This is a genomic window from Pseudomonas sp. BF-RE-21 (genome assembly GCF_019947305.1).
GTDB classification, from domain to species: Bacteria; Pseudomonadota; Gammaproteobacteria; order Pseudomonadales; family Pseudomonadaceae; genus Aquipseudomonas; species Aquipseudomonas migulae.
In genome coordinates this window covers 1-12,405 of sequence record NZ_JAGYGF010000093.1, presented here as the reverse complement: position 1 = coordinate 12,405, position 12,405 = coordinate 1, and the positions used below count along the sequence as shown (strand labels likewise).

11 protein-coding genes and 1 rRNA gene are annotated in these 12,405 nt (G+C 59.6%); 9 read left to right on the top strand and 3 right to left on the bottom strand.

Translation table 11 applies throughout. From position 1 onward, the window contains the following. Positions 1 to 97, top strand: a 5S ribosomal RNA gene (gene rrf / locus KGB25_RS29850); the annotation flags it as partial. A gap of 109 nt (positions 98 to 206) precedes the next feature. Here the strand turns inward: rrf and KGB25_RS29845 are convergent. Then, the gene (locus tag KGB25_RS29845; RefSeq protein WP_008028013.1) at positions 207 to 1,130 is read right to left on the bottom strand and encodes a TIGR03571 family LLM class oxidoreductase; all 924 of its coding nucleotides are present in this window, start codon (positions 1,128 to 1,130) and stop codon (positions 207 to 209) included. A 265-nt stretch (positions 1,131 to 1,395) separates the two neighbouring features. On the opposite strand from KGB25_RS29845, the gene mrdA reads away from it, so the two are divergent. After that, positions 1,396 to 3,288 (top strand): penicillin-binding protein 2, encoded by a 1,893-nt coding sequence (gene mrdA, locus KGB25_RS29840; RefSeq protein ID WP_192418087.1) that lies wholly within the window; start codon positions 1,396 to 1,398, stop codon positions 3,286 to 3,288. 12 nt (positions 3,289 to 3,300) lie between these two features. Here the strand turns inward: mrdA and KGB25_RS29835 are convergent, their stop codons facing one another. Further along, the gene (locus KGB25_RS29835) at positions 3,301 to 4,257 is read right to left on the bottom strand and encodes a LysR family transcriptional regulator (protein ID WP_008028009.1); all 957 of its coding nucleotides are present in this window, start codon (positions 4,255 to 4,257) and stop codon (positions 3,301 to 3,303) included. A gap of 156 nt (positions 4,258 to 4,413) precedes the next feature. Here KGB25_RS29835 and KGB25_RS29830 point away from each other — a divergent pair, with 156 nt between their 5' ends. The 6 genes from KGB25_RS29830 (at position 4,414) to KGB25_RS29805 (ending at position 9,919) form a co-directional block, all read left to right on the top strand. Further along, the gene (locus tag KGB25_RS29830; protein WP_008028008.1) at positions 4,414 to 5,715 is read left to right on the top strand and encodes an MFS transporter; all 1,302 of its coding nucleotides are present in this window, start codon (positions 4,414 to 4,416) and stop codon (positions 5,713 to 5,715) included. Continuing rightward, positions 5,712 to 6,467, top strand: coding sequence for a class II aldolase/adducin family protein (locus KGB25_RS29825; protein WP_223437936.1), 756 nt, complete (start codon positions 5,712 to 5,714; stop codon positions 6,465 to 6,467). The genes KGB25_RS29830 and KGB25_RS29825 overlap by 4 nt, the downstream gene beginning before the upstream one ends. Further along, complete coding sequence (locus KGB25_RS29820) at positions 6,464 to 7,405, top strand: 2-hydroxyacid dehydrogenase (RefSeq protein WP_223437934.1); 942 nt, start codon at positions 6,464 to 6,466, stop codon at positions 7,403 to 7,405. The genes KGB25_RS29825 and KGB25_RS29820 overlap by 4 nt, the downstream gene beginning before the upstream one ends. Positions 7,406 to 7,524: 119 nt before the next feature. Further along, positions 7,525 to 8,904: an MFS transporter gene (locus tag KGB25_RS29815; RefSeq protein WP_008028000.1), complete on the top strand. Its 1,380-nt coding sequence runs from the start codon at positions 7,525 to 7,527 to the stop codon at positions 8,902 to 8,904. An 18-nt stretch (positions 8,905 to 8,922) separates the two neighbouring features. Then, positions 8,923 to 9,315: a RidA family protein gene (locus tag KGB25_RS29810; RefSeq protein ID WP_223437932.1), complete on the top strand. Its 393-nt coding sequence runs from the start codon at positions 8,923 to 8,925 to the stop codon at positions 9,313 to 9,315. Then, positions 9,308 to 9,919 (top strand): RraA family protein, encoded by a 612-nt coding sequence (locus tag KGB25_RS29805; RefSeq protein ID WP_207286002.1) that lies wholly within the window; start codon positions 9,308 to 9,310, stop codon positions 9,917 to 9,919. Before KGB25_RS29810 ends, KGB25_RS29805 begins: the two co-directional genes overlap by 8 nt. Here KGB25_RS29805 and KGB25_RS29800 read toward each other — a convergent pair. Beyond that, the gene (locus KGB25_RS29800; RefSeq protein ID WP_008027993.1) at positions 9,916 to 10,848 is read right to left on the bottom strand and encodes a LysR family transcriptional regulator; all 933 of its coding nucleotides are present in this window, start codon (positions 10,846 to 10,848) and stop codon (positions 9,916 to 9,918) included. The genes KGB25_RS29805 and KGB25_RS29800 overlap by 4 nt on opposite strands. Positions 10,849 to 11,009: 161 nt before the next feature. Here KGB25_RS29800 and KGB25_RS29795 point away from each other — a divergent pair, with 161 nt between their 5' ends. Beyond that, a complete protein-coding gene (locus KGB25_RS29795) occupies positions 11,010 to 12,320 on the top strand; it encodes an MFS transporter (protein WP_223437930.1) in 1,311 nt (436 codons plus the stop codon). The last annotated feature ends 85 nt before the right edge of the window (positions 12,321 to 12,405 follow it).

Genomic DNA, 12,405 nt, shown 5'->3' with positions numbered 1-12,405 from the left:
TGGAACCACCTGATCCCATCCCGAACTCAGCAGTGAAACGATGCATCGCCGATGGTAGTGTGGGGTTTCCCCATGTGAGAGTAGGTCATCGTCAAGATTAAATTCCGAAACCCCAATTGCGAAAGCAATTGGGGTTTTGTTTTGCCCGCAGGAAAGTGGCGAAAAAAAGGGCAGCCACATTGGCGGCCCTTGAAGGCACTGCATTGTCAGTGGAACTTTGGCAGAACGTATTCAGCAATCTCTTCAATAACCTCGGCAACCGGGCGTTCGCTACGACGCACATGCAGGCCAACATGTTGTACCCCAGCTTCACGTAATGCCTGAAGCTCATCAATCAGCGCCAACCGCCCGCAAATGCCGCCGAAACGCACACGTCGCATCGGGGCGTGAGGATTGGCTGCCAGATCAAGGTGGACAAAGCTGATGTAAGGTTTATCCCCACCCACCTCGCGCCACAACCCGACCCGACGCCGATGCTCATCTGGCGTGCCCGGGTAGGCGAGCCAGCCATCCATGTGCTCACCAATCCATGCGGGTGATTGTTGACCAAGACCTGCCACCAACAATGGAGCCGCTTCATCTCGCTGCGGAAGCAAGTGCGCACCTTCAGGCAGGCGGCCTTCACCCTGGTCGCGCAACAACTCCACCGTGTCGCGAAAAATCTCTCCCCTCTGATCGTAATCGACCCCAAACAATGGATATTCCATAGGCCGGTCACCACTGGCCACGCCAAGCAGTAAACGCCCATCGCTCAACTCATCAACACTGTTTGCTGACTTCAAGGTGAGCCAAGGCTGACGCAATGGAAGTACAACCGCCGCCGTACCCAACATGATGTTGTCGGTGATTCCGGCCAGGTACCCAAGGTAGGAAAAGGTTTCGAAAACCTGTGCGGCATCGCCGAAATTCGGGTCGTAAACCGGTACATCGCGGACCCACAGAGCACGGAACCCAGCCTTGTCCGCCAGCCTCGCCATCGCTGCATGTTGCTTCAGATCCGGAACACCGAAAGGGCGGTCTTCGGCAATTCGTCGGCGCTGGCCGTCGCTGGACCAATCGTTATCCAGTGGCAGCTCCAGCCCAATGGAAAAACCGTTCGAACCGAGTAATCGCGTAAATCGTGGATGCATGAAATGACTCCAAACAGGGAATGACATGCACCCAGTATCCACAGGCCTATCTGCAAGAAAAATGCATGAATGGGAATATCAATTTTGAACAAACCGCACGAGTCAGAAAAAACCAACCGTCGTTTTGGCCCTCAAGGACAACCGTTAGAGGAAATCGCACTAAAGTGACCGCACGGTTTTTGGTATGGTGCAGCTCGTTTTTTTAACGGACTGATTTCAAGCCTACGGATCGGCGCCCCTTTTTAGTTAAAGAGCAGCTGCAGAAATGCCCCAACCGATACCGATCAAGGACCACGAAAAAGAGACGCGCCTGGTCAACAAAAGACTGATGGCTTGCGCCTTGTTCGTGGTCGCTATCACCTGCGCACTGGTGGTGCGCCTGTACGTGCTGCAAGTCGTCGAGTTTGACTATCACTCGACCATCTCCGAAAACAATCGCGTCCACGTATTGCCGATCACCCCCACGCGCGGATTGATCTACGACCGCAACGGCGTGGTCCTCGCCGACAACCGCCCCAGCTTCAACCTGACCATCACCCGCGAACGCGCCGCTGACGTCAAAGAAGAGCTGGACGAGGTGGTCAATCTCCTGCACCTGCCCGCTGAAGACCGGACGCTGTTCGACAAGGCGATGAAGCAGGCGCGCCACCCCTTTGTGCCCGTCACGCTGTTCTACGAACTCAGTGAAGAGCAAATCGCTGTACTCGCCGTCAACGAATTCCGCCTGCCAGGAATCGACGTAGAGCCGCAGTTCGTCCGCCATTACCCGATGGGCGCGCACTTCGCCCATTCCATCGGCTATGTCGGTCGAATCAACGAGAAAGAATCCAAGGCCCTGGACACTGTCGAATACCGCGGAACCCAATCCATCGGCAAAACCGGGATTGAAAAGTTTTATGAATCAGAATTGCACGGCCACGTCGGTTACGAAGAAGTCGAAACCAACGCCCAGGGTCGCGTGCTGCGAGTGCTCAAACACACCGATCCAGTACCCGGTAAAAACATCGTCCTGAGCCTCGACGTCAAACTTCAGGAAGCCGCCGAAGAAGCCTTGGGGGATCGTCGCGGTTCAGTGGTCGCGCTCGATCCATCGACCGGTGAAGTGCTGGCCATGGTCAGCAAGCCAAGCTTTGACCCGAACCTGTTCGTGACCGGGATCAGCTTCAAGGAGTACGCGGCACTGCATGACTCCATCGATCGGCCGCTGTTCAATCGCGTACTGCGCGGTCTTTATGCGCCCGGTTCGACCATCAAGCCTGAAGTGGCGATTGCCGGCCTGGATGCGGGTGTCGTGACCCCGCAGACCCGCGTCTTCGACCCGGGTTATTACCAGCTCCCGGACTTCGATCACAAGTACCGTAACTGGAACCACAGCGGCGACGGTTGGGTGGACATGGACGCGGCGATCATGCGCTCCAACGACACCTACTTCTACGACCTGGCGCACAAGCTGGGCATCGATCGCCTGCACGACTACATGGCGATGTTCGGGCTCGGCGAGAAGGTCTCGCTGGATATGTTCGAAGAGTCTGCCGGTTTGATGCCGTCTCAGGCCTGGAAGCGTGCCACGCGCCGTCAGGCGTGGTTCCCCGGCGAAACGGTGATCCTCGGCATCGGCCAGGGTTACATGCAGGTCACGCCGCTGCAGCTCGCTCAAGCCACCGCGCTGATCGCCAACAAAGGTGTCTGGAACCGTCCGCACCTGGCCAAGACCGTGGATGGTGTGACGCCAGTGGATGAGCATCCGATGCCAAACATCCTGTTGAAAGACCCGCGTGACTGGGAGCAGGTCAACCACGGCATGCAAATGGTGATGCACGACGCTCGCGGGATCGCCCGTGCGGCGGCCCAAGGTGCGCAATATCGTATCGCCGGGAAAAGTGGTACCGCGCAAGTGGTCGCGATCAAACAGGGTGAGCGCTACAACCGGGCGAAAACCCTGGAGCGGAACCGCGACAACGCCTTGTTTGTCGGCTTCGCGCCAGCCGAGCACCCGAAGATTGTCATCTCGGTGATGATCGAAAACGGCGAGGCCGGCGGTCGCGTCGCCGGGCCTGTGGTGCGACAGATCATGGACGCCTGGTTACTCGATCAGGACGGCCACCTGAAACCGCAATACGCCACGCCGAGTAAAGCGCCTGGCGATCCTCACGTTTAACCGATCAAGGCTTCACAGCACAGGCTCACGAATGCTGAGCATGTGCTGGAAGCTTTCGAGGAACACGGTTTCCGCCTGACTCATCTTCTGCTCACGATTCCACAGCAGCTGAATATCAAAATCCACCACCCCATCCTCCGGCGGCAATCGCCACAGCAACCCTTGCTCGACATCCCTTTTCACCAAATGCGTCGGCAGGCAGCCAATCCCGTAACCTGCGCAAATCAATCGGTAAATCTCTTCGAAGCTCGTCGATGAGGCAACGATCTTGCCGGTAAAACCCTGCTGGTCGCGAAACAGCGTCAGAGGTGAAAGATTTCCGCCGAGCTGGTCGCTGGTGAAACTGACGAAGTTTTCTGCGGCGAGCTGTTCCAGCGTCAGATTCTCTTGTCCGAACAGCCGATGACGCTGCCCGCAAAAATACGCATAACGCTCTCGGAACAGCACCCGCTGTTCCAGCCGCGGCTGCGGTAAACGACACAGGCCGACGCCAATGGTCGCGGTCTTCTGCAGCAACGAACTGATGATGTTCGAGCTGCCCATCACTTCGACTTCCAGCTCGATTTTCGGGTGGGTTTCATGGAAATCGGCGAGGAACTCGTCGTAATGCCGCGCCTGCACACCGCTGACGGTGAGGATGCGGATCTTGCCGACCACGTCATCGTGACGACTCTCCACCACAGTGCCCAACCGCGAAATATCGCCGTAGATATCCGTCGCAATGCGCAGGACTTCTTCCCCGGTTTCCGTCAGGTCAAACCGTCTCCCGCTACGGGCAATCAACACACATTCCAGTTGTTCTTCCAGCCGTTTCAACGCTTGGCTGACGGCTGACTGCGTGATGTGCAACCGCGCTGCGGCACGGCTCATGCTGCCTTCCTGGCCGATCACAAGGTAGGTGCGCAGCAAGTTCCAGTCGAGACGATCATTCAGAAAACGTCGGCCCACCCAGGGGTTAGTGGAAGTCATGACAATCCCATGTAGTAGCAGCGCTAATAGTAAAGATAAGAATATGAAAATTGACTAATCCTGGCATGGAAGCGATAAAGCCCACAAGCGCCACAGAGCGCAACCGTAAACAGCCTTCAGTACCTGCCCAAAACTATAAATACACAGGGTCCTTGCATGCACACCACCGCACAGCCGCGTCGAGCGGCGGCCGCTGCCTTCATTGGCACGACCATCGAGTTCTACGACTTTTACATTTACGCCACTGCGGCAGCGTTGGTGCTTGGGCAAGTGTTCTTTCCCAGCAGCGACCCGGTGATGAGTACCCTGGCAGCTTTTGGCAGTTTCGCCGTCGGCTTCATCGCCCGTCCCATGGCCGGCATGGTTTTCGGACACCTGGGCGATCGTCTGGGCCGCAAGAAAATGTTGCTGGTGACGATGGCGCTGATGGGCGTGGCAACTGCCGGCATCGGCCTGTTACCGAGCTACGCCAGCGCCGGTATCTGGGCACCGATCGGCTTGATCGTGCTGCGTTTGATCCAGGGCATTTCCGTTGGAGGCGAGTGGGGCGGGGCCGTGTTGATGGCCAGCGAACACGCGCCAGCCAAGCGCAAAACCTTCTACGCATCATTCGCCCAACTCGGCAGCCCGGCCGGTTTGTTACTGGCGTTGATTGCTTTTCGCCTGGTGACATCACTCGAACCCGAAGACTTCCTTGCCTGGGGCTGGCGTCTGCCGTTCCTCGCCAGTGGTGTGCTGATGATGGTCGGCCTGATGATCCGCTCCGGCGTTCATGAGTCGCCGGAATTCGCCAAGGCGCGGGATAACAACGAGACCGCCAAATACCCGGTGAAAGACGTGATTCGCACGTGCTGGCGGCAGATCCTGTTCGCTGCCGCCGCAGTGACCATCGGCTCGGCCGGGTTCTTCTTCACCAACACCTTCATGATCACCTACGTCACCCAGTATCAGGGCATCGCACGCTCGACGATTCTCGATTGCCTGTTCCTGGTGACCGTCATTCAGTTGCTCTCGCAACCGCTCAGCGCACTGCTCGCCGAGCGCATCGGCGAAGGTCGTTTTCTCAAGCTCGTTGCGCTGCTGTGCATGGTCACGCCGTACCCGATGTTCTTGCTGGTGGGCACGCAAAACATTCTGTTGATGACCCTCGGCATCGCCCTCGCGGTGGTGATCCTTTCGGCGCTGTACGCGGTGATCGCCGGTTACATGACCCAGGCGTTCCCGGTGCACCTGCGCTACTCGGGCATTTCCATCGCTTACCAATTGAGCTGTGCACTGGCCGGCGGCACCACGCCGCTGATCGGCACGCTGCTGGCGAGCAAGTTTTCCGGACAATGGCTGCCGTTGGCGGTGTTCTTCACCTTGCTTTCGGCCCTGTCCCTGATCGGTGTTTGCGGGCTGGCCCGCCTGCGCGCCAACCCGGTCGTCACCCACGCTGCTAAAGAGGTGTATTCGTGAGTAAACCTGAACACATCGGCCCGGTTGAATGGAAGGCCCGTTGCGAACTGGCTGCGCTGTATCGGCTGGTCGCGCACTTTCGCATGACCGATTTGATCGACACCCACATCACCCTGCGGATTCCAGGGCCTGAGCATCACTTTCTGATCAACCGCTATGGGGTGATTTTCGACCGCATGCGCGCCTCGGATCTGGTGCGCATCGATCAGGACGGGCGAGTTGTCGATCCGCTTTACGAAGGTCATCGGGTCAACGCCGCAGGGTTCGTCATTCATTCGGCGATCCACATGGCCCGTCCGGACCTGAATTGCGTGATCCATACCCACACCGCCGCCGGCATGGCCGTTGCGGCGCAGAAACAGGGCTTGTTGCCGATCAGTCAGCACGCGCTGAAGTTCTACGGAAAATTGGCGTATCACACCTATGAAGGCATTGCGTTGTCGCTGGATGAGCGCGAGCGGTTGATTGCTGATCTGGGGCCGCACCGGGCAATGATCCTGCGCAATCACGGTTTGCTGGTCGGTGGCTCCGGCGTGGCTCAGGCGTTCCAGGAGATCCACTTTCTGGAGCGGGCCTGCCAGGCGCAGGTGGCGGCGCTGGCCGGCGGTTCCGCGTTGCATTACCCGTCGCCGGAAGTGTGTGCACACACCGCCGAGCAGTTTGACCGCGATGAGCAGGACAACATCATCGACCTGGCCTGGGAGGCCGCACTGACCCTGATCGAATCCCAGCGTGAGTCCTACTTATCGTGAAAACCGTCATCAACACCGTGGTTTTGCTCTCCCGCGACACCTTGCTGCTCAAGCAACTGCAAGCCGCGTTCGCCCGCAGCGCGCCGCAGCTCACCACCGTGCTGGCGGATGATCCGCTGGCCAAAAATGCGCAGATTGCCGCGTGCTGGTTCCCTTTGCCGGGCAGCCTCGCCGCGTTACCGAACCTTCAGCTGATTCACTCGGTGGCGGCCGGTATCGATCACCTCGATCATGACCCGTCGTGCCCGGATCTGCCGGTGTGCCGGGTGGTCGATCCCGGTCACCGTCAGGGCATGACCGAATACGTACGCTGGGCGGTGATCCACTATCACCGTGGTTTCGATCAAGTGCTGTTGCAGCAACAGGAGCAGCGCTGGGAGCGGCCGCTGCAACGGGCGGCGGGGCAATTCAAGGTGGGTGTGATGGGGCTGGGATCGCTGGGCAGCGCCATCGCTCAGGATCTGGCCGCTTCCGGTTACGACGTTCGTGGCTGGGCGCGCAGTGGCAAGACGATAAACGGCGTGCAGACCTTTGCCGGTGCGGCAAGCCTGAAACCGTTTCTCGAGGGTGTGGAGTTGCTGATCAACTTGTTGCCGCTGACCAGCGAAACCCGCGGCATTCTTGGTCATTCAACTTTCGAACAATTGGCCAATGGCGCTGCGCTGGTGAATTGCGGCCGGGGCGGTCATCTCAATATCGACGACCTCGAACAGGCCCTGAAACGAGGAAAACTGCGCGGCGCGCTGCTGGATGTTTTCGAGCAAGAACCACTGCCGGTTGATCACCGTCTCTGGACAATGCCTGGTGTGACGATCACACCGCACATGGCATCGGCAGCCTCCCACGACTGCATTGCCGAACAAGTTGCGGAGAACTTCCGCCGTTTAAATGCCGGCGAACCTTTATTGAATAACGCGGACCGACTACTGGGTTACTGAATATAAAAACTCGCCCACTCAGTTGGGCGATACATAACAACAATCCCTCACTCTCAAACGATTTACTGCCAGTCAAAACAATTAAATAAACGAGTTCTGAAGAATTCCTGGAGTCAGTGATGAGCGATCTATCGTCCGCAGAAAAGTCCGGTGCCCCGCCGGAAGTTGCAATCAGCATGAAAAAAGTTGCCGTGGCCAGTGTCATCGGCACCACGGTGGAATGGTACGACCTGTTTGTGTTTGCCACCGCGTCGGCGCTGGTCTTCAACAAGGTGTTCTTCCCGGACTTCGTGCCGCTGATCGGCACATTGCTGGCATTCGGCACCTTCGCTTCGGCGTATCTGGCGCGGATTGTCGGTGCGGCGTTGTTCGGGCACTTCGGTGATCGCCTGGGTCGCAAGTCAATGTTGTTGATTTCGCTGTTGACCATGGGCGCCGCCACGTTCGCGATCGGCTTGTTACCCAATTACGCGGCCATCGGGATATGGGCGCCGATCCTGTTGTTATTGCTGAGGGTGATTCAAGGCCTGGCGCTGGGCGGTGAGTGGGGCGGGGCGGTGTTGATGGCGGTGGAACATGCACCGGCCAACAAGCGCGGCCTGTACGGTTCCTGGGTGCAGATCGGCGTCCCGGCCGGGACCATGATTGCCAACCTGGCGTTCCTGGTGATCGCCGCGTGGCTGTCGCCTGAGGACCTGTTGGCCTGGGGCTGGCGCATTCCGTTTCTGGCCAGCGTGCTGCTGATCGCCGTCGGTTTGTACATCCGCTTGAACATCGCCGAAACCCCGGCCTTCAACAAGGTCAAGGAAGCGGAAGTGCAGGTGAAAATGCCGCTGGCCGAAGTCTTCCGCAAGTACTGGAAGCAAGTGGTGCTCGGCGGTATTGCGACGATGTCGACCGGCGCGTCGTTCAACATCATCGTCGCGTTCGGCCTGACGTACGGCACGCAGAATCTCGGTTTCAGTCGCAGCGTGATGCTGGGCGTGGTGCTGCTGTCCTGCGCCTGGTGCATCGTCATGCTGCCGGTGTTCGGCGCGTTGTCGGACCGTTTCGGCCGCAAGCCGATCATTGTTGCCGGCATCGTTGCCGAGGCGTTGGTCGCGTTCCCGATGTTCTGGCTGATGGACACCAAGGAGCTGTCGCTGGTGATCTTCGGCTACTTGCTGTTGATGACCGCATTCGCCGCCAACTACGGGCCTATCGCGACCTTCCTGGCGGAGTTGTTCGGCACCCGCGTGCGTTATTCGGGACTGTCGATCAGCTACATGCTGTCCGGCCTGCTCGGCAGCGCCGCAACGCCCATCGTCACCACTGCGTTGCTCGCCGCGACCGGAAAAGGCTCGTCGGTGGCCTGGTACATGATCGGCGCGGCGCTGATTTCCTTGCTGGCGCTGTTGCTGCTGACCGAGACGTTCAAGCGCGACATCAGCGAAATCCCGGCGGCGGGTCCGGCCGCCGATCAACCCGTTCGCAAACCTTTCAAATCGGCTGCGGCCTGATTCATGGAGCTCAACAGCATGCGCAGAATTCAATCCGCTCCGGGTTTCATCGGCCCGGTCGGGCCTTACTCTCAAGCGGTGGTCAGCGGCCATCTGGTGTTCACCGCCGGGCAGATTCCGGCCCAAAGCACACTCGATGAGCAGCCCGCCGATTTCACCGAGCAAGTGCGGCAAACCTTGCGCAATCTCGAGGCGATCCTGATTGAAGCCGGCTCGGGTTTCAGCCACGTGATCAAGGTCAACGCGTACCTCACCGATCCGGCGCAACTGGAGCCGTTCAACGCGGTGTATCGCGAGTTTCTCGGCCATGCGCCGCCGGCGCGAACCACGGTGTGCGTGGCGCTGTGGGGCGTGTCGCTGGAAATCGACTGTGTGGCCGAGGTGATTGCCAGGGAGCCGCAGCATGGATGAATCACAGTTGATCGAGCAGTTCAAAGCGGTGAGCTTTCCGACCCTTGGCCATTTTCTGGAGGCGGGTTTTGCCGACTCGCAACTGCGGGCGATGGTGCCCAACGTGAAACTGGTGGGCCGTGCGCTAACCCTGAAATTGGTGGGTGCCGATGCCATTGCCGTCAACCGGGCGTTGGCGCTGATAAAGCCGGGCGACGTATTGGTGATCGACACCGACGGCGATTGGCAACACGCACCGGTCGGCGCGGTGACCAGTTGTGCTGCGAGTTGTGCCGGGGCGGCGGGCATCGTGGTCGACGGCGCCGTGACTGATTTGCTGGAGCTGCGAGAGGGCGGATTGCCGGTTTTCGCTCGCGGCACCAGCCTGCTGACCACCAAGCTGCACGGTCGCGGCGACAGCCAGATCAACCAGCCGATTCACTGCGCAGGCGTCACCGTGCAGCCGGGTGATCTGGTGCTGGCGGACGACAACGGCGTGCTGTTTCTCGATTGGCACACCGCGGCCGGTGTCATCGAGCAGGCGCTGGCGTCCGATCATGCCGAACCGCGCTTGCTCGAACGTTTGCGCGCCGGTGAACCGGTCGCGCAGGTGTTGCGCGTCTAAGCCGTCAGGCAGCGTTGCAGGCTCTCGATGAATATCGTCTCGGCCCGGCTCATGCGCTGCTCGCGGTTCCACAGCAAATGAATGTCCACGTCGGCAATCCCTTCGTGGGGCGGCAGGCGCCAGAGCAATCCGGCGTCGACGTCCGCCGCCACTACGTGCTCGGGCAAACAGCCGATACCGAACCCGGCGATCACCAGTCGCCGGACTTCTTCCAGGCTCGGTGACGACGCCACGATGCGTCCGCTGAAGCCCTGCTGATCGCGAAAAATCGTCAGCGGCGAGAGCATGCCGCCGATCTGGTCGCTGGTAAAACTGACGAAATTCTCCCGCTGCAAATCCCCTTGATCGACGTTCTGCTGGCCGAACATCGCATGATGCTTGCCGCAGAAAAACGCATAGCGCTGACGCAGGAACAACCGTTGCTCCAGGCGCGGTTGCGGACGGCGATTGAGGCTCAGCCCCAGCGTCGCGGTTTTTTCCTGAAGCGCACTGACGATGTCGGAGCTGCGCATCACATCCACCTCCAGATCGACCCGCGGGTGCTGCCGATGGAAGTCCGCGAGGAAGTCATCGAAGCGTTCCGAGTAGATCCGGCTGATGATCAACAGGCGCACCTTGCCGATCACTTCGTCGGCCGGTTGCTCCAGCACGCTGCTGACCTGGGACATCTGCCCATAGATTTCCCCGGCCAGTGCGAAGATCTGCTCGCCGACTTCAGTCAAGGCAAAACGTGGACCGCGACGGGCGATCAGTTGGCGGCCGAGTTGTTCTTCCAGACGCTTCAATGCCTGGCTCACGGCGGGTTGCGTCAGGTGCAGGCGGGCGGCGGCGCGGCTGATGCTCAGCTCCTGGCCGATCACCCGAAAGGTGCGCAGCAGGTTCCAGTCCAGTCGGTCATTGAGCAGGCGTTGCACATCGCGTTCGACCATGTGGCTCTCGATTATAAGCTGTCGTAATACTGCGCATAATAAATAGAAAATTGACTAATCATAGCCTGGGGACGATAAATCACTCCCAGACAGGCGCCGTCAGAGTGCCTTGGATTTACTGCTTTTCTCCTGCCAAAAAAACAATCAATGGAGTCCGAACCATGAAGCCCCCAGCTTCTTCCCAGCCACGTCGTGCGGCAGCCGCAGCCTTCATCGGCACCATGATCGAGTGGTACGACTTTTACATTTACGCCACCGCCGCCGCGCTGGTGTTCGGTGCGCTGTTCTTCCCCTCCGACGACAAACTGTTCAGCACGATGGCCGCGTTCGGCACCTTCGCCGTGGGCTTCTTCGCGCGGCCGTTGGGCGGGATCATCTTCGGCCACATCGGTGACCGCATCGGGCGCAAGAAATCGCTGATCATCACCTTGCTGATGATGGGCGTGGTCACGGTCTGCATCGGTTTGCTGCCGACTTATGCACAGATCGGCGCCGCAGCGCCGGTACTGCTGATTCTGCTGCGCATCGTCCAGGGCATTGCCGTGGGTGGCGAGTGGGGCGGGGCGGTCTTGATGGCCGGCGAGCATGCGCCGAAAGGTCGGCGAAATTTCTTCGCGTCCTTTGCGCAACTTGGCAGCCCGGCCGGTTTGATCCTGTCGCTGCTGGCATTCAGCGCAGTCACCCGTTTGCCGGAAGAAGACCTGATGAGCTGGGGCTGGCGCTTGCCGTTCCTCGCCAGTTCGTTGCTGCTGCTGGTGGGGTTGGCGATTCGACTGGGCGTGAACGAGTCACCGGAATTCCTCGCCAGTCGCGAACTCGCCGCCAAGAGCACGCGTAAAGAGCAGGCGCCGGTCATGGAAGTCCTGCGCACCGCGTGGCGTCCGCTGTTGCTGTGCATCGGCGCCAACACCCTGGGGATTGCCGGGGTGTATTTCACCAACACCTTCATGATCGCCTACACCACCCAGCAACTGCAGTTGCCGCGCTCGCTGATCCTCGAGTGCCTGTTTGTGGTGGCGATCATACAGTTCTGCATCCAGCCGCTGGCGGCGTGGCTCGCGGAGAAAATCGGCGCCACGCGCTTCCTGTGCCTGGTGTCGTTGTTGGCGATGGCTTCGCCGTACCCGATGTTCGTGCTGGTCAGCTCGGGCCAGGCACCGCTGATCATCCTTGGCATCGCGCTGGCGGTGGTGTGCATGGCGTCGTTCTACGCAGTGATCGCCGGGTACGTCAGCGGCATGTTCGAGACCCGCGTGCGCTACACGGCGATTTCGCTGGCGTATCAGATCTGCGGCGCCGTGGCCGGTGGTTTGACGCCACTGATCGGCACGCTGCTGGCGCATAAATTCGCCGGTCAATGGTGGCCGATGGCGCTGTTCTACAGCCTGATTGCGGCGACTTCGCTGGTCTGCGTGCTGTCCCTCGCCCGTCGCCATGCCAGCGCTGAACGCGTTGAGCTAGCCAACGCCTGACACCGATCAATTACGCACAACCGAACCTGTAGGAGCCGGCTTGCCGGCGATGGCGTCCGAAAGATTAGTGCATGTCTTGAAGGAC